The organism is Bacillus sp. MSP13 (assembly GCF_000815295.1).
GTDB classification, from domain to species: Bacteria; Bacillota; Bacilli; order Bacillales; family Bacillaceae; genus Bacillus; species Bacillus vallismortis.
On the sequence record NZ_JXAQ01000003.1, the window covers coordinates 210040 to 233060 of the forward strand.

Here is a 23021-nt window from a genome sequence, read left to right on the forward strand (position 1 = left end):
TGTAAGCGATGTTACGATTGATGAGACAACATAAAAAAGAAACATATTATCTCTGGATCGCATTATTTCTCCTTTTGCTGTATGTATCACCGCTTTTTATTTTAAAGGAAGATGCCCATATTCGCGTCCACGATAATTTAGATTCCAATATCGCTTGGTACAAGGTTTTGGCAGACAGCGGAGAAATCGTCGGCAAGGTTGACGCTGCCATTCCGCAAATTATTAACGGGCTGCCGAGAGATGCTTTTGGCACTGAGTGGAGCGGAATTGTTTGGCTGCACGCTTTCTTTTCTTCCATGACCGCCTATGCGATAAGCCAGACGATTACGAGGGTCGTCGCTTTTTTTGGAATGTATGTATTGCTGAAGAAACATGTGATTCCGGAGCCAAAAGCGGCTTTTATCCGAATAGGCGTATCGCTGGCATTTGCCTTAACACCTTTTTGGCCTTCTGGAATGCTGAGTACGCTTGGATATCCTTTGGCACTGTGGGCTTTTTTGAATATCCGAAAAGGTGATATCTCGTGGAGAGAGTGGCTGACGCTCGGTTTGCTTCCTTTATACTCAAGCTTTGTTTTAGGTTTCTTCTTTTTCTTGACAGGAATGGCGTGCTTTTGGCTATATGATGCCATCACAAAAAGAAGATGGAATTTGATGTTTTTAGGCAGCATTGCATTTATGACGAGTATTTATCTTTTCGTTGAGTATCGGCTCGTGTATTCGATGCTGTTCTCGCACGCGCCGATGCATCGGCTTGAATTTATCTCATCCCGGCATGATGTATGGCATTCACTTCGTCTATCCGTGAAAAACTTTGTCTACGGGCATAATCATGTGATGACCGTTCATACCGTTGTCATCCTCCCGATTCTGCTGATTGTTTTCGCAGCTATACTGTTCAAGCGAAATCGGACAAAGCTGGAAAATGTTTATCTGTTTTTATGTGGGCTAAATTACGGCCTGTCTTTATGGTATGCGTTTTGGTTCAACAAAATATGGGCGGTGCCAAAGCAGAAATTTGCCTTTTTAGCTGAATTTAATTTTGCGCGTTTTCATTTTCTGCGGCCGCTTGTCATATACGTGAGCTTTGCGCTTGCTTTATACCTTATTTGGCGGATGGGGAGAGGGTGGAAATGGCTTGTGCACGGCGCAGTCGCTGCACAGCTGATGGTGTTGGCGCCTTTTAATGAAGAATATACGTATGGCGTTCACTACAACACGCCGACATTCCGGGAGTTTTATGCATCTGAGCAATTCAAGGAGATTAAGGAGTATATCGGGCGTCCGCAAGATTCGTACAGGGTGGCGAGCATCGGACTGCACCCGTCTATCGCCCAATATAACGGGTTTTACACATTAGATACATATAACAACCTGTATCCGCTTTCATATAAATATCAATTTAGACAAATCATTGAAAAAGAGCTGGAAAAAAACGCTCGGCTGAAACAATATTTTGATGAATGGGGAAGCCGTTGCTACCTTTTTGTCGATGAGCTCGGGAAACGATACGATTTTAAAAAGAACTCGAACAAAACGATCAATCATCTTCAATTAAATACAGCTGTATTTAAAAAAATGGGCGGGCGTTACATTTTTTCTGCCGTTCCGATCATGAATGCTGATCAAAACCATCTCGCGCTGGTAAAGACGTTTGACCATAAAGATTCGGCCTGGCGCATTTATTTATATGAAACAAGATAAGGAGGATATCGATTGAAACAGCCACAGCCAGTGTTAACCATCGTCGTTCCGTGTTTCAATGAAGAGGAAGTGTTTCAAGAGACCTGCCGTCAGCTGACAGGGGTTATAGACGGATTAATTGAAGAAACATTAATCGCACAAGACAGTAAAATCCTGTTTGTCGATGATGGCAGCAAAGACCGCACTTGGGCTTTGATTGCCATGGAGAGCATAAAAAACAAGAAGATTACCGGCTTAAAATTAGCCTGCAATGTCGGACACCAAAGAGCGCTTTTAGCAGGACTGCATAAAGCGAAGAACAAATCTGACTGCGTGATTTCGATTGATGCTGATCTGCAGGACGACATTTCTGTTATCCGGGATTTTATAGTAAAGTATCATGAGGGGTGCGAGATCGTTTACGGTGTCCGCCGCAGCAGAAAAACCGATACCTTTTTTAAGCGGACGACCGCTTTAGGATTTTATCGCCTCATGAATAAGCTTGGAATTAAATTAATTTATAATCATGCTGATTTTCGTTTAATGAATAAAAGATCGCTTGAAGAGCTTGCACGCTATCCGGAAGCGAATCTGTTTTTAAGAGGCATTGTTCCCATGATCGGCTTTAGATCAGCTGAAGTCTTGTATGACCGGAAGGAGCGCTTTGCCGGAAAAACGAAGTATCCGCTGAAAAAAATGCTCTCATTCGCTTTTAACGGGATTACCTCATTTAGTGTCGCGCCGATACGCTTTTTTACGCTTTTAGGTTTTGTTTTATTTCTCCTCAGCGCTGTGGCGGGAGTGGGCGCCTTTATACAAAAGCTGCTCGGCCATACAAACGCAGGTTGGGCGTCGCTCATCATTTCCATTTGGTTTTTGGGCGGACTGCAATTAATGGGAATCGGGATCATCGGAGAGTATATCGGAACCATTTTTTCCGAAGTGAAAAGACGGCCGAAATATGCGATTGATATCGATTTGTATAATGAGCCGCTGAGCCCGCTTCAGCGTCAGGAAAAAGAGAGGCTGGAAAAAAAGTACAGTTGAACGAAAAAGAGCTGACTATGTCGTCAGCTCTTTCGCATGTTGACAAACCTTGTGATACTGACTGGCGTCCTTGCTCGAACGTGAGTCAGCTTTGTTTTTTCAACTGATGTAAAATCGCGCTAAGAGGTTCGTCTTGCGGACTGCGGTAAAAATCAAAAAAAGGGCAGCCCTGCTTCCTAATCCGTTCGACGACGGTATCAATTGTAAACATAGAAGGTATTAAGGAGGTTTGGACCTCGTGCCAATAGAGCGGGGCCGCGACAGTGCCAAGCTCGTTTCCTCTTGTCGAATAAGGACAAATAATCGTTTTTCCTTCAGCATGCTGCAAGTAATCAAGGTACAATTTGCCGTGCCTGTTTTTGATCAGGCGTTCGGTGGTAAATAGCTCGGGAAATGCATTGGTGCAGTACGCTGCCACCAGCTGTGTGAATTGGCGTGTTTCTTCATACGTAAATGCCTCAGGGGACAAGGGAATATAAAGCTGGATGCCCTTGTTGCCGGACAGCTTCGGGTATGATGTGATACCGAAGGAGTCAAACAGCCGCTTCAGTTCATTCGCAGCTTGCACGGCCATAAGAAAGTCCTCTCGTGAGGGCGGGTCCAAATCAATGACAATTTCAGCCGGACGCCTGCTTGTAATGGTTTGAAAGGGAACATGAAACTCCAAAGCAAGCTGGTTGGCAAGCCATAATAAAGTGGATATATCCTCGCAGACGATATGTTCATGGCTTCCGTCATAGAAAGATTGAACAAAATCCGGCGCATAGTCCGGTTTGTTTTTTTGAAAAAACGATTCGCTCCCAGATCCATGGGGATAGCGGATGACGGTGACGGCACGGTCTTTTAGAAATGGGAACAGGTAGTCACTGACTTCAATCATGTACTGAATAAAATCTTCCTTTGTTTTTTTATTCTTTTCAAATATGATTTTATCCAGGCTTGTGAACTGAAGCTTCGGATGGACGGTTTTGGAATGGCGTATGACTTGGGCATACGTGCATTCGCTCCAATCCATTTGAAATTCGAAACTGACAAACGATACCTCCCTTAATGTGCCCTGGAGAATCGTTAAGTATTGAACGGCTGCGCAAATCGATGGTTCAAGCGTAAATTCGCCTGTTGGTGTTCGATGTCCATGCTGTTCCATAATCTCGCGTATGGCGTTTTTTTCCTCATCACGCATTCCGTGCGAGACAGAGGCAATCGGTGTCATTACGCCATGTTTTAGCACTGACACCGTCAGAAATCCATTATTGGGGTTGAACCCTGTTATGCAAACGTAAGCTTGTTTAAAGTTTTTATATTTAAGCCAATCGGATGACCGCTTCTTTTCAAGCCATTTGCTGTTTGTTTTCTTCGCTACAATTCCTTCTCCGTCATATCTCACAACCTTCTCCCAAGTCGATTCAAAATGGTCGCAGGAGGGGATGTACTGAATGGTTTCCTTTGCATAAGGGTCTGGAGATGCAGGAAGCTTTGCGGCGGCCATCAGGTTATACAGCGATTTTTTTCGATCCAGATAGGAAAGAGACGATACATCTTCTCCGCGGCGCTCTAACAAATCAAAGGCGAGAAAGCAGCACGGCCGCGCATTGGCCGCTTCTTGGATTTTATCGGGTCTTTTCAAACGCCCCCTCACTTGAATGCGCTCAAAATCTGAACGGCAAGGGTTCACCAAACATACGATTTCGCCATCTAGTGTCAGCGGAAGATCTTTTTCCATATGCTGAAAGGCGGTTTTGGCGAAATGCGTGATTTCAGGGAAGGTACTGGTAAGCGCCAAGCCATTTCTGCTGGTTAAGGTCACACCTGCTGAATGGATGCTGAGAATACAGCGGTACCCGTCATATTTTATTTCGTAGCGCCATTCTGCTCCGATTGGCGGTGACGAAGTAAGAACGGGCTGCATGGTGAACGCCATGGGCTATGACGTGCCGGAGGCTTTTTTTCTAGTCGTTTTTTGTTTTTTATCTCCGGCTCCTTTCGGTTCAGCGGCTTGTGCGGGTTCTGCTGCCGGTTTTTCCCGGTTCGGCTTTCTTGTTCTGTCGATGCTTGCTTGCAGGGCGCTGACCAGATCAATGACATCTTCACGAGGAGGCGCTTTGTCAGGTGTGACGGCTGTTTCCTTATTTTCAAGCTTGTCGTTGACTCTTTGCAGCAGCGCTTGCCTGTACGTATCCTCGTATTTCTCCGGCTCAAACTCAGCTGTCAGTTCATCTATTAATGTGATCGCGGTTTGCAGCTCCTTATCATTTACATTCGATTGATCCGGTACACCCGGGACATGGGCCGCGCTTCTGACCTCATCAGGATAATGGATAGACTCCATCACGATACAATTTTCATAAACGCGGAGAATGGCTAGCTGCTGCTTCGATCTGATTGTCATATTGGCGATGCCGATCTTTCCGGTTGAACGGAGCGCTTCACGGAGAAGGGTATAGGCTTTCGTGCCGTTATCTCCGGGTCCGACAAAATAGGAGCGGTTAAAATAAATCGGATCAATGTCTTGAAGTTGAACAAAGTCAACAATTTCAACCGCTTTTTCCTCATGCTCCTGCTTTAAGCTTTTTAGATCTTCGTCCGTCAGCACAACATATTTTCCTTTTACATATTCATATCCCTTCACAATTTCATCAGGACTGAGTGTTTTGTCGCAATTCGTGCAAATTTTTTCGTATTTGATGGGTGCGTGATCCTCCTTATGGAGGCTGCGCAGCTTGATGTCTTTATCTTCTGTGGCCGCATAAAGCTTGATTGGGATGTTTACTAATCCGAAACTGATCGATCCCTTCCACATTGTATGCATATCGATAAACCCCTTTTTTTCTTTAGTGTGAAGAGGTGGAGAACGATTCATGTGTAGTAACTTATGGGTAAAAAAACAGCCGTCGCTATGAAAGCGGCGGCTGTTCGAGAATTAATTGTTCGAGTTGTTCCGGCGGTATCGGCCTGCTGAAAAAGAAGCCCTGTAAATGGTCACAGCCTTTTTCGTAAAGAAGCTGTTTTTGGGCTGAGTTTTCCACGCCTTCAGCAATCACCTGCAAAGACAGCTGATGTCCCATGGCAATAATGGCTCCGGTAATTTGCTCTGATTTCGGATGTGTCTGAATATCGTCGATAAACGATTTGTCGATTTTAAGCCTGTGAATCGGAAAGTCCTTTAAATAGCTAAGGGAGCTGTGTCCCGTTCCGAAATCGTCAATGCTGATCCTGATGCCTAATTCCGTTAAAGACGACAACACCTTCTTGGAGTGATCGAGATTGTCCATTGTCATGCTTTCTGTCACTTCCACCTCCAGAAGCTGCGGTGGGAGCTGGTATTTATCAAGCGTATCCTTGATCAGAGGAATCAGTTCTTCGGATTGAAACTGTCTGGCGGAAATATTAATGGCGACAGAAAGATCAAAGCCTTTCTCATACCAGGCTCTTGCCTGCTTGCATGCTTCATCTATAATCCACTTTCCGATATCAATAATGAGACCCGTTTCTTCAGCAACGCCGATGAATTCTCCGGGAGGACGCAGCTGTCCGTCAGGTGTGACAAGGCGTATCAGCGCCTCAGCACCCGTCATTTTTTGGTTTTTTGCACTGAATTGCGGCTGATAATGCAAGATAAATCGATCGTTTTCTATTGCCTCTCTGAGCTCCATCTCTTGGTTAAGCTTGACCGTTTCTTTGTTGCCGATTGAAAAAGAATAGAATCTGAATTTGCTTTTGTTTCGCTCTTTGGCGGCATACATCGCCATATCGGCTTTTTTCATCAATTCAAGACCGTTCGTCCCATCTTTCGGTGATATCGCAATTCCGATACTGACAGATGTAATAAGCGTATGCTCCTGAATCTTAAAAGGTTTTTTGAATTTTTGGATTATTTTTCTTGCTACACTATCCGCTTCGCCTGTTCCGGTATTGGCATCAGTCAATATAATAATAAATTCATCACCGCCGAGACGGGCGATAAACCCATTATCAGGAACAACAGATAACAGGCGTTTAGCTGTCATCTGAAGCAGCTGATCACCGATATTATGTCCTAACGCATCGTTTATCACTTTAAATCGGTTTAAGTCTAGAAAGAAGACAACGGTGTTATAATCCAAGGTATGCTCGCGATTCAGCACCTCTGTTAAGTGAGAGATGGCATGCCGTCTGTTTGGTAAATCTGTAAGTGAATCGTAATGAGCCATTCTATGGATTTCTTTTTCTGCCCTATACTGCTTTGTCATATCTTTGCAAATGACATAAATGCTGTCCAGCTCTTGATGGACTTCAACGGGTATGAGCGTAATATTTAAGTGAAAATGGTCTTTTTCAGTGATCAGTTCGCTGTCACTGTTGATGGCTTGTTTATCTAGTTTGACCTGCTCAAAAAGTTGTTTAAATTTCTCTGAAGTATAATCTTTCCAATTTTTCATATTAAATCCGAATTTTCTGATCATGTCCTCTCCAGCGTGATTAGAGGATATAATCTTACCTTCTAATGATAAAATAAAGATGGCGTCAATATTATGGACGATTAAAGACTCAAATCTCTGTTCGTTATCCTTTATGCGTTCGCTTTGTTTAATAAACTTTCGATCGGCATGGGAACTGAATAACAATAGCGTTTGAATACAGAAAATAATTAACGCAACAAAAATCGACCAATGAAACGTATGGATTTCCATATGGCTTCCGGGCGGTGCCATATCCAAACGGAAAGTTGCCGCAAGCACCCCTGTATATTGCATGCCTGAAATGCCTATCCCCATTACAATCGAACTGATGACTTTATAGATCATAAGGTGATCAGAATGTTTTTTCATGGCCAAGTCAAAGAATATTTTTAACGAGACGAAAGAGGCCGCAATCGCAATCAGAATGGATGCTGTAAAAAGAAGCGGTTCGTACGTAATCATTACCCGGGAAATGGCAGACATTCCGATATAATGCATAGATGCAATAGACGCGCCAAGCACAACTGACCCGGTAAGCAGTCTATAATATGTAAGAATGTGCCGGCTGACAAAATAGAGGGATACAAATGATCCGGAAACAGCTGCGCCAATGGACGCAATTAAAGGCATGAATTCATATTGGATCGGCATGTCGATATCGACGGCCATCATCCCGACAAAATGCATTGACCAAATACCGAATCCCATAATAAGTGAGCCGCCGATCAGCCAAATCTTACTTTTTAAACCTGTATGAATGGTGACTTTCCTTGACAGTTCAAGGGAAATATACGCTGCGGCACATGCAATTAGAATTGATAAACATATGAGTGTTATATTATACGATACGTGTATTTCCAAATGGAGATTCCCCCCGTGTGTTCCAGTCTTGTTGACTCTCATTATTATCGGCTGCTTAACCGCAGAGTTACAGCCTTTGAGATCATAGAAATTGAAAGAGATCTTTTTTTAGTTCAGCTGACCGTGAAATATATGTTAAAATCATCTTGACGTTTTCCGAAAAAAACAAAATGTATGATACATAAAGATGAAAAAAGGGAAGTGATGGATATCGAAGAACTGGTTATGTCTTGGATAGAAGCATTTAAGAGCTTATCCTATTTCGGAATATTTCTGGCGCTCTGTATTGAGTTTATCCCTGCTGAAATCGTCCTGCCGCTTGCGGGTTATTGGGTGTCTAAAGGGGATATGACGCTTGCCGGCGCTGTTTTGGCAGGATCTCTCGGAGGAGTGGCCGGCCCGCTCACGCTATATTGGATAGGCCGATACGGCGGGAGGCCGTTTCTTGAGCGTTTCGGGAAGTACCTTTTCATTAAGCCTGAAGCGCTCGATAAATCGGATGAATTTTTTAAAAAACACGGGGGTTTTGTGGCCTTTAGCGGCCGTTTCTTGCCAGGTATCCGCACATTGGTCTCCATACCGTGCGGCATTGCAAAAATGAACGTTTGGGTGTTTTCGATTTACACATTCATCGCCATGCTGCCCATTACATTTGTATATGTGTACCTCGGTGTGAAGCTCGGTGAAAATTGGAAGGAAGTCGGCTCTATTCTCGATCAATACATGCTTCCGATCGGGATCGCCATTTTGGCTTTGTTCGTGGCTTACTTGCTGATCAAAAAGAGGAAAAAACGCGCGCACGCCGAAAACTTATCTGTATTTTTAAAAAATAAGCGTTGACAAATTATCGCGCTACGCATATCATTGACGTATAAAATCATATTTCTTGAAATCCCAAAGGGGAGTAGCGTCCGGATTGTGTTCCGGAAACAAAGTCGTCATTTCATGGATTGTGAGATCCATCGGCTTTGTTGGCATGCCTTCATTCATGTCTAGCAAGACCTTTGCCTTATGTCGGCAAAGGTCTTTTTTGCATGGGCCGGCCGTCATAAGATCGGATGAAGAGAAAGAAAACAACTTTTTGGGGAGGGTATCACTTATGGATGCAGCATTATTATTGGAGTATGGTTGGGTTCTTCTCGTCTTGATCGGGCTGGAAGGTATTTTGGCCGCTGATAACGCGTTAGTGATGGCGGTAATGGTAAAACATTTGCCGGAGGAAAAAAGAAAAAAGGCTTTATTTTATGGATTGGCAGGAGCCTTTGTTCTGCGGTTTGGCTCTTTATTCGCCATTTCTTTTTTGGTCAACGTATGGCAGGTTCAAGCGATTGGCGCGATCTACTTGTTGTATATCTCAATCAGCCACTTATTGAAAAGATACGTATTTAAAAAAGAAGACACACATAAAGAGGCGAAGCAAAGCGGTTTTTGGCCGACTGTTTTAAAAGTTGAATTGGCAGATATCGCGTTTGCGGTTGATTCTATCTTAGCGGCAGTAGCGCTGGCGGTTACGCTTCCTGCAACTTCACTTCCGAAGATCGGCGGACTTGACGGGGGACAATTTCTCGTCATATTGGCCGGTGGAATCATTGGCCTGGTGATCATGCGGTTTGCGGCTTCAATGTTTGTTAAGTTATTAAAGGAACGTCCAAGCCTAGAAACGGCAGCCTTTGTCATTGTCGGCTGGGTCGGAGTGAAACTCGCTTTATACACACTTGCCCATCACGACATCGCAATTGTTTCCGAGCACTTTATCCATTCTGGAACATGGAAGCTGATATTCTGGGTTGTCTTAGCGGCTATTGCGGTTTGCGGCTGGTTCATGTCAGGCAAAAAACAGCCGGAGGGCACACAAAACGAACAAAATAACAGCCGGGAAAGGGCATAATCTGAAAGACTCCGCTTGAAGAAACCGGCGTTTCAGATGTCGACAAACCCTCGCATCGTTCTGAGACTCTGCTAAAAAGCGGAGTCTTTTCATGTTTGAAACGTTTTCATAGCCGAAATAAAATAACATTTTTATAACAGCTTTGTTACAAAAAACACTGATAAAACCCCCTTAATTCTCTAGAAAGGCACGAAATCATGTATAGTACGTCAGAATGGTTTGTCATAATTGAGACATTGGAAATCAATATTTCTTTTTCTCCTTTGCGAATCCCTATCAAATTAGCTATCATTAATGAGTAGTTATAGGGAGGAACTGAGGTGAAACCAGTGCTTAGCCTTTTGTTTAAATTAGGAAAAAAGAAGCAAACGCTTGAAAAAACGGTTGAAAGTATACAAAAAGGCAATAAAGATCTGCAGAATCAATTAATACAGCAATATAAGCCATTTATCGCAAAGACGGTTTCATCCGTTTGTAAACGATATATAGATGAAAAAGACGATGAGTTCAGCATCGGGCTCATCGCATTTAATGAAGCTATTGAAAAATATTCACCTGAAAAAGGGAATTCTCTGCTCGCTTTTGCTGAGCTTATTATAAAAAGAAAAGTCATTGATTACATTAGAAAAGAAGCGAGAAGCGCACAAAATATTAATATCGATTTACAGGAAAGGGACGATCAGGAGTCATCGCAAAGCCTGATTGAAGCTGAGCTTTCCATTGATGAATACCGCCGTCAGATTGAACAGGAGCAAAGGCGGGAGGAAATCATCTATTTCCAAAAGCAGCTCAAAGATTATGGTTTATCGTTTCAAGAGCTGCTTGAAAACTCTCCAAAGCACGCGGACGCAAGGCAAAACGCCATAAAGGTGGCGGTGACCCTTGTTGAACATGAAGAATTGGCCGCTATCCTGTATACAAAGAAACAGCTTCCGGTGAAACAGCTCGAGCAGCTAGTCTCTGTAAGCCGAAAAACGATTGAGAGAAACCGAAAATATATTATTGCGATGTGTATTATCATTACAGGTGATTATATTTATTTGAAAGATTATCTTAAAGGGGTGCTGCACTCATGAGAAGAGGGATTATAGTAGAGAAAAATAGAAAATTCGTCACGTTGCTGACCCCTGACGGACAATTTTTAAAAGCAAAAAATGATCGCCGCAGCTATGAAATCGGAGAAGAAATCATGCTTCCGAGTGAATCACGCATGGGCAGAAGGGCCAGCTTTTTTGATTTTTTCAAACTGCGCCCTTTCAAGATGGGGATCGTTACGATGACCGCTATTATGCTTTTTATTTTTATTATTCTCCCCGTTTTTTCTAATAATAAGGCCTATGCGTATATGACAATTGATATCAATCCAAGCGTTGAAATGGCGTTAAACAGCGATTACGAAGTGATTGAACTGACGCCTCTAAATGAAGAGGGTAAGAAGGTTGTCAATGATATAGTTGATTGGGAGAAGACGGATTTTAAAAAGGTGATAGATGATATTATTACCGACTGCAGTGAACATGGATATGTAAAGGAATCGAAAGAAATATTGATTTCCACTGTTTATGAAAATACGGAAGACCATACATATAAAAAAGCTGTGAAAAAACAGCTCAATGATGTGACCGAAAAATATAAAACAACATACCGCATGGAATCTCTTGAGTCAGATATGCAAACAAGGGAAAAAGCAAGGAAAAAAGGCGTTTCAACAGGCAGTTACATCAAATCAACTGAAATGAATGACAATAAAGATTCAAAAGAGGACCCGAGCAAACCATCCGATACAGAGGATCAGAAGAATGCCGGAAATGAGGATGAAACCATCGATCAACCTGACGGACAGGACAGCAAGCAAGGAGATCATGAACAGCTGGATGATACGGATTCCAAAGATCAGAAAAAAGATACAATAGATGATAAGACTAACGATGGTGACAAAGATAAAAAAGTAAAGGAATCAGATGAAAACATAAACACTGAAAAAGATGGGGATCAAAAAACCCCAATACAAGATCCTCAAGATAAAGGAAATGAAGGAAACAGCACTGGGAAGGATCAAAGCCAATATCACAGGGATTGGAATAACGGTGAACAAGGAAAGAATCGTTCTTCGTCAAATGGAGATAACGCTTCTGACCGCCGTAATCCAAACGGCTACAACAGTGAAAATCATTCAGCCCAAACTGAAAATTCGCCGAGTGACCCCGGCGAATAAAGGCCTGGATTTATTTAGTTGTGCCATTTATTTGTGACTGTGCTTGCTGTACCAGCCGCTTTGTCATTTCTCCGCCTACAGAGCCGTTAGCGCGTGCGACTGTATCAGAACCAAGGTTCACACCGAATTCTTGAGCCACTTCGAGTTTAAATTGGTCTAGTGCCTGCTCCGCCCCTGGAACAACGAGTTTATTTCTGCTCGCCATCTTTTTCATCTCCTTTTTCTATAAAGAATTCTTAACGCGTATTTAGTTTGAAATGTACGGGGGTTATTTATGCTGGCAATTGTTGTGGAGAATAGCAAAACCCCCGGATTTGAGCCGGGGGTGCCGCAGCTTATAAGATATCAGCTGTCATTTTATGTGCGGTTGCCTGAATATGGAACGTTAAAATGGAGAGAACTGTAATGGCTATAATCTGTCTGATTTTAAGCCATTGGCTGTCATTCAGTTCTTCAAAACGGTTGCGGAGACGATCAGTTTCCTGTTCGACGATCTCCTGCAGATTCGATTCCTTCATAGAAGGCTTGTCCTGGTGATGAACGGCATCAAGCACGTATGCGCAGCTTTCATAATAAGAAATCGGACTGATGACATCATCGGTTCTGTCTGAGATGGTGTTAAACGCTACTGTTAAAATACCACGTATATGTTCAAAGTCATAAATGGATTTTAAATCACGTACAATTAAAAGTATGACAGCCTGTTCAACCGAATATTTTTTGCCCAGCTCAGGATGTCCGATCAAATCTTTGAAATCACGCTTTACCCAATTTTGGATTGCGGTTGACTTTAATGAAGTCAGCTCACATAAGTTGCCAAGTTCTACAATTTCGTTTGTAGAGAGCCCGTATTCTTTCTTTTGTTTTTTTCGTTCATATCTTGAAAGAAATTCAGGAATTTCAAGATGATTGGCAGCTTTATTTGCTGACATGTTCGCTGATTGGACGACAATGTCTAGCGGGCTTATTTCTCCCTGTCCTTTTAGGGAATACAGCAGCCGCACCATATCGGTTCGAGTGAGTTTGAAAATGTTCATTGTTCACCTCTTCAAAACAATTTGACGTGAAGATAAAGTCTATGTATGAATTCAAATGGAAGCGTCAGCAATACATTAACATCATACGTCTAATTCCTTGCATTTTCAAACAGATGTTTTATAATTTAAATATACAGGTTCTTTTGAACTTAAAATAACGGAGGTTATTATGGCGAAACGAATTTTTCTGTTTATTTTAACAAATATTTTGGTGCTTACCACAATCGGGATCGTTTTATCTGTTTTAAGTTCTGTCACCGGAGTCGGGACCTACTTTACCGCTGATGGCGGTATCGATCTAATCGCGCTTCTCGTGTTCAGTTTGGTCGTTGGTTTTGTCGGCTCCTTTATGTCTCTTGCGATGTCCAGATGGATGGCAAAGACGATGATGGGCGTCAAAGTGCTGAATCCGGAGAAACATACGCTCAGTTACGAAGAACAGCAATTGGTTGATCGTGTTCATCGATTAAGCCGTTCTGCCGGTTTAACGAAAATGCCGGAGGTTGGCATTTACCGGTCGTCTGAAGTGAACGCATTTGCGACTGGACCGTCAAAACGCCGTTCTCTTGTGGCAGTGTCGTCAGGACTGCTCGAGCAAATGGATGATGCCGCGGTTGAAGGTGTGCTTGCCCACGAGGTCGCGCATATCGCTAACGGTGATATGGTAACGATGACGCTTTTACAAGGTATCGTCAATACCTTTGTCGTCTTTTTATCCCGTATCGCAGCATGGATTGCAAGCCGTTTTGTCAAGGAAGACCTTGCGCCGATCGTGCATTTTATTGCGGTGATTGTCTTTCAGATTGTCTTTTCCATTCTCGGCAGCCTTGTTGTGTTTGCGTACTCACGCCATCGTGAATTCCACGCTGACAGAGGAGGAGCCGATCTGGCCGGCAAGGATAAAATGATTCACGCGCTGCGGACGCTTCAGAGCTATTCTTCCCGCATTAAGGAAGACGATCAGGCAGCTGTTCAAACATTAAAAATTAATGGCAAGAAGCACTCTTCGCTTTTCTCTACTCACCCTGATTTGGATGAGCGAATCAGACGGTTAGAAGCTAAATAAAACAAACATTTTGTTCCTCTGAGAGAACCTCTCAGAGGTTTTTTATTTGATCCTTTGACTAAAATGATAAAAAAATAAGCAAGTTAAGAAAATGTTGCGTAAAAGCCTTTAAAAATGTGTCCAATATCTTTAGAATAATTACCGTACTTAAAAAGAGAGGCAGAAGGATTTTACATGAAATTAATGTTTGGAAAATTGATACAGGCTTTGTCGCCGGCCCAGCTGATCGCTGTCTATTACTTTCTTGCGGTGACGGTTGCAGTTATTTTATTGAGCCTTCCTGTAGCCCATAAACAAGGGGCAGAGTGGTCTTTTATCGACGCTTTGTTTACAGCAGTGAGCGCCGTAAGTGTCACCGGGCTTTCTGTTGTGAATACCGCTGATACATTTAGTGCAACCGGAATTGTTATTCTTGCGTTTGTTCTGCAGTTTGGCGGAATTGGCATTATGACATTAGGCACTTCTGTTTGGCTGTTAATGGGCAAAAGAATAGGATTAAAAGAACGGAAATTAATGATGGTCGATCAAAATCAATCACAATTTTCTGGGATCGTGAATCTCATGAAACAGATTCTCTTTCTCATATTATGGATTGAGTTCTTTGGCGCGATCATTCTTGGGACATATTTTTTAACCTACTACGATTCCATTCAAGATGCTTACTTGCATGGTTTTTTTGCCAGTGTCAGTGCGACCACAAATGCTGGTTTCGATATAACAGGCAGCTCACTGATTCCATATCGGCATGATTATTTTGTGCAATTTATTACACTGTTATTGATTGTTTTCGGAGCGATCGGTTTCCCCGTTTTAGTGGAAGTGAAAGACTTTTTGTTTTCAAAAAACCGAAGATATCCGTTTAGCTTATTTACAAAAATTACAACTAGTATGTTTGGCGTGCTAGTTTTGTTTGGTTCTATAGGGATCTATGTGCTTGAAGCAAATCATTTGTTTGCCGGTAAATCGTGGCATGATATTTTATTCCTTTCTCTATTTCAATCAACGACAACAAGGAGCGGAGGGCTGGCCACGATTGATATCAGCCAGCTGTCTGACCCCACTCTGCTGTTTATGAGTGCGCTGATGTTTATCGGAGCGTCGCCAAGTTCAGTAGGGGGAGGCATACGGACAACGACTTTTGCCCTGAACCTTCTGGCGCTGTTTCATTTTGCCCGCGGCAATAAGTCAGTAAAGGTATTCAAACGTGAACTGCATCCTGCTGATCTCATGAAGTCGCTTGTTGTCGCCATGATGGCGATCCTGCTTGTTTTTGGCGCGACACTCATACTTACGATAACAGAAGAGCATTCATTGCTGGAGATTCTATTTGAAGTGTGCTCAGCGTTCGGTACAACCGGTCTGTCACTTGGAATTACTGCTGATTTGAGCAGCGTTGGAAAATGTGTCATTATGATTTGCATGTTTATCGGGCGAATCGGTATCCTGACCTTCCTGTATTTGATCGGAAGAAAAGAAATTGAAGCGAATTATCATTATCCGAAGGAAAGAGTGATTATCGGATAGAAAAACACCGCATGTTGTGCGGTGTTTCAGCGTGTCGCCAAACCCTCGCATTCGTTGTCAGTCCTGCGCGTTGGTGCTCACGAATTGCTGCATTCGCTGTGCTCCAATGCTCGTCCTTCCTAGACTTCAAGGGTTTTCAATCACGCTGAAAAGATGACAAAGTCATAAAACGAAAACCGTTTTATGACTTTGTCAACAATCTGAAACACCGCATGTTGTGCGGTGTTTTTTGATTGCCAAAAAAAAGATGTGTGCCTCTGTTTCAGTTGGAGAACCTAATATCTACAGGTGCGGTTTAGCGCTCCTGCATCATGTAGCGAAAAAATCTCTATAAACAGGCAAGGAGGATTCGTATGAAGCGCAAAGCCGAAGTCGATGAAGCCATTAAAAATAACAATACACCTACCGAGAGCATGGACCCGAATTCATTTAAGACACAGTATCATGACAACCCGAATTTTAGAGGTGCAAACCGTAATTCCAAACAGGGCCGGCAAGGAGGCATGTGATTTTGAAGAAAAACCGCCATAGCAGAGATATGCAAAATCATAAAAAGCCTATGAATAAGCAGGTGCTGGAGGAAGAATTCTCAAGTGAATTAGGGGATTACAATGCCGGGAAAATCATCGAGACGCTAGAAATCACAAAGCCTGAAAAGAAAAAAAGAACAAACAAAAATAAAAAAAGACCTCTTAGGCGGAGGCCCGCTTAAGAGGTGCTTTCCTATTTTAAATAAACATTTTTGCCCGTTCCTCTGACATATTGCAATAAGTTGGTCATTCTCAGCTCAATGAATGGCTGAGCCACTGTCTTAACAAAATTGCTGGAGAGGATTGATGTCAAGGCTGCCGTTAAAAGCAATAGAATCACTAAGCTTTGATAGTCAGTAAGCGAATCCTCAAGCCCGACCTGTCTCAGAGTTTTAATAATGAACCCATGAAGCAAATACACGTAAAATGTCCGGGTTCCCCATTTCGTAAAGAAAAACCTCTTTTGCGGAACGAGCGCTAAAAAACTGAAGGTTGCCGCAAAGGCGAGTACATACCAGCCGATTCGGGAAAGCCCGCTTGCCAAGGTAACGTCTCCAAACGAAGAATACGGTTTAGAGCCGAACAGAAAAGAATAGTCAAAGTCAATGCCCCAGCAGATGACGAATACGGCGGCAAGCACCCCAAGCGCGATTTGTTTGCCTCGCTTGGACCGCAATAAATCAAAATGATGTTTATTCAAATAAAACCCGACAAGGAACATCGGCAAGAATACAAATGTCCGCGACAGGCTCAGCGTGCTGCTGACAAAGTCTAGATAACCGATCAGCACGGCAATGCCGCAGCTGACAAACAGCGCCCACAGCTTTGAAAGCTTTGAAAAAGGATAAAGCAGCAGGTTCCAAAAAAATAAGCTTACGAGAAACCATAACGACCATTGCGGATCAATCGGATTCACATTTGCCATGCTTTCGTCTTGCATCATGTAATAAAAGACGGAATAGATGATTTGGAAAATCAAATACGGAATAATCAGCTTGACCGCCAGCTTTTTTACATAACCGGCGCGTTTGAAGCCTTTCGCGAAATAACCGGAGACAAGGATAAAAGCAGGCATGTGGAATGTGTAAATGAACTTGTAAAGGTAGAGCATAAAGTTGTTATCATGAATAAAAGAACGAAGAATATGACCGAATACAACAAGGAATATCAATAAGAATTTGGCATTATCAAAATAACTGTCACGCGATTTACTCATAGCATCACCTTCTCTTTCATCAGTCACTAAGAGATTATTCCCTGCTGGTATCTATTTTAAAATAAAAGAGGAAAAACGAATGAAAAAAACAGCTGATTGTTAGGGCGATGTAAAGTGGTGGTAAGGAACGTAGAAAATGTCTTCGTTATGTCATCACACTGAAATTTTCTGAAACTTATAGGGCAAATGAAGGAAGTTCCCGCATTTTGTAGAAATATTGAGAGATAGGTTTTGAAGAAGGAGTGTACGCGCATGGAAACTCTTGATGCCCAGACAAATTCAGAGCTGCGGGAAGAACTGAAGCGCCTCAAAGAAGAAAATGCACGGTTGAAAAAGGAATTGAATCAGCATCAAGTGATTGTCAACAATACGCTCGATGCTATTTTTATATGTGATAATGAATTGCGCATCGTTCAGGCCAATGAAGCCACGGAGAGGATGCTTCAAGTTGATTCAGAAGATTTGAAGAATCGTTCCGTTTTGGACTTTTTGTTTTCTATTCCAAAGGATGAGCTGAACCTTGCTGTAAAGAAGTTTTTTAAGAAAGGCTTCCTATGGAAGGAGGTGCCGGTCAGGCTTGATGGCGGAGCGATAAAATACATAGAGTTTCTGGCCAAAAGAGGGATTGGCGAGGATTTCTTTTTTGTTGTCATGAGAGATATATCTTCCAAGAAGATTCTGGAGAGGGAATTCTCTATGAATGAACAGCTGTTCAAGGACTTATTTGACAGAGCTGTTGACGGAATCGTCCTGTTTGATAAAGATGGCGGTTTTATTGACGCCAATTTGTCCTTCTGTAAAAGTTTTGAAATCAATCAAAATGAGCTGTCTCATTTATCGTTATATGAATTCATAGACAGCGGCTCACATAAAGATTTCGATAATACCTGGAAGACGCTCAACCGCAAGGGAAAAGCGAAGGGGGAGCTGCCCGTCAAGCTTCGTTCAGGAGTCCATAAGCTATTTGAATTCACGATTACATCAAACATCATCAGTGGTTTTTATATGTCCATTATGAGGGATATCACAGAGAAGCGGTCTATGGAGCTTCAGCTATTTAAAAGTGAGGAGCGCTTCAGAGAAATATTTGAAAATGCGATGGACGCCATTATCATCTGGTCAAATGACGGAAGAATCGTGAAGGCGAATCAATCCGCCTGTAAAATCTTCGAGCTGCCGATGAATTTGCTGTTGAAACGAAAGCTGTGTGATTTTCTCGTTCATTCGCAGCGCAAATACAGCATAACGAAAAAGAAATACGCAAAATACGGAGAGATTAGAGAAGAGATGCTGTTTCAAATGGGGAACGGCCAGTTTAAAGAACTCGAATTTACGTCAAAGCGAACCATACTCGAAAACCAGCATTTGACGATATTAAGAAATGTCAGCGACAGAAAGCGGATGGAAAAAGAGCTTCGGGAAAGCGAGCTAAAATTCAGAAAAGTCTTCAATGGCTCGATGGACGGCAATGTATTGTTCGACAATCAATACAGGATCATCGACGCCAACCCGTTAGCAAGCAAAATTCTAGGCCTGTCACATGAAGAGATAAAAAAGCACAGTCTGTTAGATATTATCTCTTCGTACGATATAGAAAACCTTGCATCACCGGCAAGGCAGATTAATTTTGATGAAATGGACAACGAAATTCCGTTCTTGCTGAGCAGCAGCGACAATAGAAAACTTGAATTCTCATTTAAACGAAATATTATTCAAAACATGAACCTGGCTATCTTTAAAGACGTAACGGAGCGAAAAGAACTGGAGGAACGCCTGCGCAAGTCGGATACCCTTCATGTTGTCGGCGAACTCGCTGCCGGCATCGCTCATGAGATCAGAAATCCGATGACAGCACTTAAAGGCTTTATACAGCTCCTGAAAGGAAGTGTGGCGGGAGACTACGCCCTTTACTTCAACGTGATCACCTCAGAACTAAAGCGCATTGAATCCATCATCACCGAATTCTTGATTTTAGCCAAGCCCCAGGCCATCATGTATGAAGAAAAACATGTAACCCAAATTATGAGAGACACCATAGACCTCCTAAACGCGCAAGCCAATCTCAGCAACGTGCAAATGCATCTTGATTTAATGGACGACATTCCTCCCATCTACTGTGAACCGAATCAGCTAAAACAAGTATTTATCAATATATTAAAAAATGCCATCGAAGTAATGCCTGACGGCGGAAACATCTCAGTCACGATAAGGACTTTGGATCAAGATCATGTTGTCATTTCCTTAAAAGACGAGGGGGTTGGAATGTCAGAAGATAAAGTAAGGCGCCTAGGTGAACCGTTTTATACGACAAAGGAACGGGGAACTGGACTTGGGCTAATGGTAAGCTATAAAATTATTGAAGAACATCAAGGCGAGATCATGGTAGAAAGCGAAGAAGGCAAGGGCACCGTTTTCCACCTTACACTTCCCGTCAGACAGAATGCTGAAGAAAGAAGGACTGATGAATGAACTACTATACGACAGCGGAAACGCCTCTCGGGGGACTTGTCATTGCCGAGGAGGATGGCCAGATTACCCGTCTATTTCTCAGTCAGGAAGATTGGATGGATTGGAATGAAACCGTTCAGCACACAGAACACAAGGAAACGCCATGTTTAGCGGAAGCGAAAGCCCAGCTTCATGACTATTTCGCTGGCGAAAGAAAGACATTCTCTTTGCCGCTCAGCCAAAAGGGCACCCCTTTTCAGCAAAAAGTGTGGAAGGCGCTGACGATGATACCATATGGAGAATCGAGAAGCTATGCTGACATTGCCGCTGCGGTCGGCAGCCCGAAAGCGGTGCGCGCCGTCGGACAGGCGAATAAACGAAATGACCTGCCAATTTTCGTCCCATGCCATAGAGTGATCGGCAAAAACAGCGCGTTAACAGGATACGCCGGGAGCAAAACCGACCTCAAAGCATTTTTGCTGAACATCGAGCAAATCTCCTACAAAGAAAAATAAAACATATGGCACGTTCCTTTTTTTACTGCCCGACATATCATTTTATTAAGTTAAAAAAGTTGGTCTAATGAAAAAGGAGGACAAAGCCATTGAAGCCGAGCCGCTTTGAAAAAATTTCTGGTTTTGCCAATCTGTTTGTGAAACTGCATATCTTATCAAGCGCTCAAAAAGATGAAATCATTCATATCAATAAAAATAAACAAAAAAACCGCTGACTCGCCCATAATGAGCAAAGTCCAGCGGTTTTTTAGTGAACTTTTTCGCCTTGGAACAGCTGTTCAATTTCTTCCTCATAGTTACCGGTCATAATCCCCTTTTCTGTGATGATACCTGAAATGAGATGATGCGGTGTAATGTCAAAAGCGGGGTTAAAGACAGGCACATCGAATGGTGCGGTCCGGACTCCGGAAATCTGCCTTACTTCCTCTGGATCCCGTTCCTCTATCGGAATATCAGCGCCGCTTTTCACTTTTGTATCAAATGTAGATAATGGTGCGGCGACAAAAAACGGAATATCAAAGGCGTTTGCTAAAATCGCGAGACCGTATGTTCCAATTTTATTTGCCGTATCACCGTTCCCAGCAATTCGATCAGCTCCGACGATGACGGCGGAAATTTGTTTTTCCTTCATCGTATGAGCAGCCATGCTGTCTGTAATCAGAGTGACATCAATGCCCCCTTGCATCAGCTCCCACGCAGTAAGTCGTGAACCTTGAAGGACAGGCCTTGTTTCACAGGCGAAAATATGCAGTCCCAAATCCTGTTGTTTGGCTAAGTGAAATGGAGCGAGCGCCGTTCCATAGCGGCTCGTCGCTATAGAGCCTGCATTGCAGATCGTCATAATCCGGTCGCCTTTTTTGAAAAGCTGCAGGGCGTTTTGGCCGATCATCCGGCACGTTTCCTCATCCTCGACCTGAATCTGAATCGCTTCATGGACAAGGTTCGTTTTTGCTTCATTTACGGAAATGGCATTTTCGATCGATTGGCTCAGTCTCTCAAGAGCCCAAGATAAATTAATGGCGGTAGGCCGTGAACTGTTTAAATACTGTTTGATGTCATCAAGTTTATGGCGGAATTCCGTGACATCATCTGTTTCAATGTCTTTGGCGGCAAGCGCAAGTCCAAAGGCAGCCGTAATGCCGATAGCGGGAGCGCCTCTTACTTTGAGTGTGACAATGGCGTCAAATACAGCCTCTTTGGTCGTCAGTTCCAAATATTCCGTCACTTCCGGAAGTTTTTGCTGATTTAAAATGAGTATAGCTGTTTCCTTCCATTCAACAGAACGAGGAACAGCAAATGAATGGGTCATGAAGAGATCATTCCTTTACAAGTAGCTTGAATAATTCAATAACATCCGTGATCGTTGTGAATTCCGAACGTTTTTCGATAAAGGCTGTGCCGGTTTCAAGCGCCAGCCGTTTTCTGTCGATTCGTTTATCAAACGGCACGATTGTATCCAGATCAGCCACATGGGAAAGGCCGATTGTCCGGCGTATCAGCTCGCAGCCCGCAAAACCGATCGCCTCTTCGAAAATATGACTGAACGTATCAGTAAGGTAACCGTCAATTTTGGCGTAAACATCGAGACTGTCCTTCTCCCAGGCTTTAGTGAATGTCTCTTGAAACGTTTCCCAGACCTGCTTGGCATGGTGATATAACGGCTCTCTGTCAGCTCCGTCACGGCTGAGTGCATTCAACAATAAGTTGGCGATAAATTGGCCAATATCAAAGCCGATCGGTCCGTAAAAAGCAAATTCAGGATCAATCACCTTTGTTTCATGTTCGCTGGCGAAAATGCTCCCTGTGTGCAAATCACCATGAATCAGCGTTTCTGCAGATGTTAAAAAAGACTTTTTAAGCTTAGCCGCTTCGATTTTGACGCTGTCATTTCTCCAGAGCTTTTCGACAAAAGGACGAAGCTCTTCTTCAAAATCATTTGTGTCATGGTCAAAGAAAGGGTCTGTAAAAACAAGCCTTTCCGTAATGTCGCACAGCTCCGGATTTGTAAACTGTTTAACAAGCTGTTTTTTCACCCTAGGTTCAAGCGCGTAATCTGAAGAATAGAAAAGGGTCTTGCCTAAAAATTCACCGATGTGTTGTGACAGGTGCGGATAGTTTTCACCTTCAATGAGCCCTTTTCTTGCGATCTTCAAATGAGAAAGATCCTCCATGACGGTAACCGCCATTTCTGTGTCAGAATAAAACACTTTTGGAACGAGATGAGGGACATGCTCGCCTTGGCGGATGAGAGCGCTGCTTTCGATTCTGGCGCGATCGATTGTCAGCGGCCAGCTTTCTCCGACGACTTTTGCATAAGGAACCGCCTGTTTAATAATCAATGCTCTGTCATGTTCTTGATCATAAATATGAAAAACGTAATTTAAGTTGCCGTCGCCGATCTCCTGGCATGTCAGCGTGCTTTTGCTTGGAAATAAGCCAAGCTTCACCGCCAACGCCACTGCGGAGCTTTCATTTAACGTTTCGTATAAAGGTGTTTTTGTGACTGCCATTGTCATAACCTCCAATTATGTAATCTCTGATATGTTTGCAGCT

Annotated in this window: 21 protein-coding genes; 13 read left to right on the forward strand and 8 right to left on the reverse strand. The window is 43.0% G+C overall.

The window, feature by feature from the left end; translation table 11 throughout:
- Nucleotides 1-8 precede the first annotated feature (8 nt).
- Together SC79_RS02415 and SC79_RS02420 are read left to right on the forward strand one after the other, a co-directional pair.
- A complete protein-coding gene (locus SC79_RS02415; RefSeq protein WP_039073724.1) occupies nt 9-1703 on the forward strand; it encodes a DUF6044 family protein in 1695 nt (564 codons plus the stop codon).
- 12 nt (nt 1704-1715) lie between these two features.
- A complete protein-coding gene (locus SC79_RS02420) occupies nt 1716-2729 on the forward strand; it encodes a glycosyltransferase family 2 protein (RefSeq protein ID WP_039073725.1) in 1014 nt (337 codons plus the stop codon).
- Between the two features lie 85 nt (nt 2730-2814).
- Here SC79_RS02420 and SC79_RS02425 read toward each other — a convergent pair whose 3' ends face one another.
- From SC79_RS02425 to SC79_RS02435, 3 genes are all read right to left on the reverse strand, one after another.
- A complete protein-coding gene (locus SC79_RS02425) occupies nt 2815-4650 on the reverse strand; it encodes a DNA ligase D (protein ID WP_039073726.1) in 1836 nt (611 codons plus the stop codon).
- Nucleotides 4651-4653: 3 nt separating this feature from the next.
- Nucleotides 4654-5538, reverse strand: a complete 885-nt coding sequence (ku, locus tag SC79_RS02430; protein ID WP_039073727.1) for a non-homologous end joining protein Ku — start codon at nt 5536-5538, stop codon at nt 4654-4656.
- Nucleotides 5539-5623: 85 nt separating this feature from the next.
- Complete coding sequence (locus tag SC79_RS02435) at nt 5624-8029, reverse strand: EAL domain-containing protein (RefSeq protein WP_039073728.1); 2406 nt, start codon at nt 8027-8029, stop codon at nt 5624-5626.
- A 174-nt stretch (nt 8030-8203) separates the two neighbouring features.
- On the opposite strand from SC79_RS02435, the gene SC79_RS02440 reads away from it, so the two are divergent.
- The 4 genes from SC79_RS02440 to SC79_RS02455 all read left to right on the forward strand — a co-directional run bounded on the left by SC79_RS02440 (nt 8204) and on the right by SC79_RS02455 (nt 12132).
- On the forward strand, nt 8204-8869 hold the full coding sequence (locus SC79_RS02440) for a DedA family protein (RefSeq protein ID WP_082022507.1): 666 nt from the start codon (nt 8204-8206) through the stop codon (nt 8867-8869).
- Nucleotides 8870-9128: 259 nt separating this feature from the next.
- A complete protein-coding gene (locus tag SC79_RS02445; RefSeq protein WP_039073889.1) occupies nt 9129-9917 on the forward strand; it encodes a TerC family protein in 789 nt (262 codons plus the stop codon).
- 320 nt (nt 9918-10237) lie between these two features.
- The gene (sigI, locus tag SC79_RS02450; RefSeq protein ID WP_039073730.1) at nt 10238-10993 is read left to right on the forward strand and encodes an RNA polymerase sigma factor SigI; all 756 of its coding nucleotides are present in this window, start codon (nt 10238-10240) and stop codon (nt 10991-10993) included.
- The gene (locus tag SC79_RS02455) at nt 10990-12132 is read left to right on the forward strand and encodes an anti-sigma factor domain-containing protein (RefSeq protein ID WP_039073731.1); all 1143 of its coding nucleotides are present in this window, start codon (nt 10990-10992) and stop codon (nt 12130-12132) included. The genes sigI and SC79_RS02455 overlap by 4 nt, the downstream gene beginning before the upstream one ends.
- A gap of 10 nt (nt 12133-12142) precedes the next feature.
- Here the strand turns inward: SC79_RS02455 and sspD are convergent, their stop codons facing one another.
- Together sspD and SC79_RS02465 are read right to left on the reverse strand one after the other, a co-directional pair.
- Entirely contained in the window at nt 12143-12337 is a 195-nt protein-coding gene (gene sspD, locus SC79_RS02460; protein WP_039073732.1) for an acid-soluble spore protein SspD, read from the reverse strand.
- A 130-nt stretch (nt 12338-12467) separates the two neighbouring features.
- Nucleotides 12468-13169, reverse strand: coding sequence for a DUF1836 domain-containing protein (locus SC79_RS02465; protein ID WP_039073733.1), 702 nt, complete (start codon nt 13167-13169; stop codon nt 12468-12470).
- A 169-nt stretch (nt 13170-13338) separates the two neighbouring features.
- Here SC79_RS02465 and htpX point away from each other — a divergent pair, with 169 nt between their 5' ends.
- The 4 genes from htpX (at nt 13339) to SC79_RS02480 (ending at nt 16471) form a co-directional block, all read left to right on the forward strand.
- Nucleotides 13339-14235 (forward strand): protease HtpX, encoded by an 897-nt coding sequence (gene htpX / locus SC79_RS02470; RefSeq protein ID WP_039073734.1) that lies wholly within the window; start codon nt 13339-13341, stop codon nt 14233-14235.
- Between the two features lie 174 nt (nt 14236-14409).
- Nucleotides 14410-15759, forward strand: coding sequence for a TrkH family potassium uptake protein (locus SC79_RS02475; RefSeq protein WP_039073735.1), 1350 nt, complete (start codon nt 14410-14412; stop codon nt 15757-15759).
- Nucleotides 15760-16112: 353 nt separating this feature from the next.
- Nucleotides 16113-16268, forward strand: a complete 156-nt coding sequence (locus SC79_RS19750) for a hypothetical protein (RefSeq protein ID WP_010330197.1) — start codon at nt 16113-16115, stop codon at nt 16266-16268.
- 2 nt (nt 16269-16270) lie between these two features.
- A complete protein-coding gene (locus SC79_RS02480; RefSeq protein ID WP_039073736.1) occupies nt 16271-16471 on the forward strand; it encodes a hypothetical protein in 201 nt (66 codons plus the stop codon).
- 11 nt (nt 16472-16482) lie between these two features.
- Here SC79_RS02480 and SC79_RS02485 read toward each other — a convergent pair whose 3' ends face one another.
- Nucleotides 16483-17505: an acyltransferase family protein gene (locus SC79_RS02485; protein ID WP_039073737.1), complete on the reverse strand. Its 1023-nt coding sequence runs from the start codon at nt 17503-17505 to the stop codon at nt 16483-16485.
- 252 nt (nt 17506-17757) lie between these two features.
- On the opposite strand from SC79_RS02485, the gene kinE reads away from it, so the two are divergent.
- From kinE to SC79_RS20870, 3 genes are all read left to right on the forward strand, one after another.
- Nucleotides 17758-19974: a sporulation two-component system sensor histidine kinase KinE gene (kinE, locus tag SC79_RS02490; RefSeq protein WP_039073738.1), complete on the forward strand. Its 2217-nt coding sequence runs from the start codon at nt 17758-17760 to the stop codon at nt 19972-19974.
- A complete protein-coding gene (locus tag SC79_RS02495) occupies nt 19971-20468 on the forward strand; it encodes a methylated-DNA--[protein]-cysteine S-methyltransferase (protein ID WP_039073739.1) in 498 nt (165 codons plus the stop codon). Before kinE ends, SC79_RS02495 begins: the two co-directional genes overlap by 4 nt.
- A gap of 89 nt (nt 20469-20557) precedes the next feature.
- A complete protein-coding gene (locus tag SC79_RS20870) occupies nt 20558-20683 on the forward strand; it encodes a hypothetical protein (protein WP_052245557.1) in 126 nt (41 codons plus the stop codon).
- 32 nt (nt 20684-20715) lie between these two features.
- Here SC79_RS20870 and mtnA read toward each other — a convergent pair whose 3' ends face one another.
- Both mtnA and mtnK read right to left on the reverse strand, forming a co-directional pair.
- On the reverse strand, nt 20716-21777 hold the full coding sequence (mtnA, locus tag SC79_RS02500) for an S-methyl-5-thioribose-1-phosphate isomerase (protein ID WP_039073740.1): 1062 nt from the start codon (nt 21775-21777) through the stop codon (nt 20716-20718).
- Nucleotides 21778-21784: 7 nt separating this feature from the next.
- The gene (gene mtnK, locus SC79_RS02505; RefSeq protein ID WP_039073741.1) at nt 21785-22978 is read right to left on the reverse strand and encodes an S-methyl-5-thioribose kinase; all 1194 of its coding nucleotides are present in this window, start codon (nt 22976-22978) and stop codon (nt 21785-21787) included.
- Nucleotides 22979-23021 lie beyond the last annotated feature (43 nt).

What these genes read in the sequence shown, in the direction of transcription:
- SC79_RS02445 (WP_039073889.1), top strand. Translation starts at nt 9,129, where the DNA reads ATGGATGCAGCATTATTATTGGAGTATGGTTGGGTTCTTCTCGTCTTG.
- SC79_RS02425 (WP_039073726.1), bottom strand. Translation starts at nt 4,650, where the DNA reads ATGGCGTTCACCATGCAGCCCGTTCTTACTTCGTCACCGCCAATCGGA.
- sspD (WP_039073732.1), bottom strand. Translation starts at nt 12,337, where the DNA reads ATGGCGAGCAGAAATAAACTCGTTGTTCCAGGGGCGGAGCAGGCACTA.
- SC79_RS02485 (WP_039073737.1), bottom strand. Translation starts at nt 17,505, where the DNA reads ATGAGTAAATCGCGTGACAGTTATTTTGATAATGCCAAATTCTTATTG.
- SC79_RS02475 (WP_039073735.1), top strand. Translation starts at nt 14,410, where the DNA reads ATGAAATTAATGTTTGGAAAATTGATACAGGCTTTGTCGCCGGCCCAG.
- kinE (WP_039073738.1), top strand. Translation starts at nt 17,758, where the DNA reads ATGGAAACTCTTGATGCCCAGACAAATTCAGAGCTGCGGGAAGAACTG.
- SC79_RS19750 (WP_010330197.1), top strand. Translation starts at nt 16,113, where the DNA reads ATGAAGCGCAAAGCCGAAGTCGATGAAGCCATTAAAAATAACAATACA.
- SC79_RS02495 (WP_039073739.1), top strand. Translation starts at nt 19,971, where the DNA reads ATGAACTACTATACGACAGCGGAAACGCCTCTCGGGGGACTTGTCATT.
- SC79_RS02440 (WP_082022507.1), top strand. Translation starts at nt 8,204, where the DNA reads ATGATACATAAAGATGAAAAAAGGGAAGTGATGGATATCGAAGAACTG.
- SC79_RS02415 (WP_039073724.1), top strand. Translation starts at nt 9, where the DNA reads ATGTTACGATTGATGAGACAACATAAAAAAGAAACATATTATCTCTGG.
- ku (WP_039073727.1), bottom strand. Translation starts at nt 5,538, where the DNA reads ATGCATACAATGTGGAAGGGATCGATCAGTTTCGGATTAGTAAACATC.
- htpX (WP_039073734.1), top strand. Translation starts at nt 13,339, where the DNA reads ATGGCGAAACGAATTTTTCTGTTTATTTTAACAAATATTTTGGTGCTT.
- SC79_RS02465 (WP_039073733.1), bottom strand. Translation starts at nt 13,169, where the DNA reads ATGAACATTTTCAAACTCACTCGAACCGATATGGTGCGGCTGCTGTAT.
- mtnA (WP_039073740.1), bottom strand. Translation starts at nt 21,777, where the DNA reads ATGACCCATTCATTTGCTGTTCCTCGTTCTGTTGAATGGAAGGAAACA.
- mtnK (WP_039073741.1), bottom strand. Translation starts at nt 22,978, where the DNA reads ATGGCAGTCACAAAAACACCTTTATACGAAACGTTAAATGAAAGCTCC.
- SC79_RS02455 (WP_039073731.1), top strand. Translation starts at nt 10,990, where the DNA reads ATGAGAAGAGGGATTATAGTAGAGAAAAATAGAAAATTCGTCACGTTG.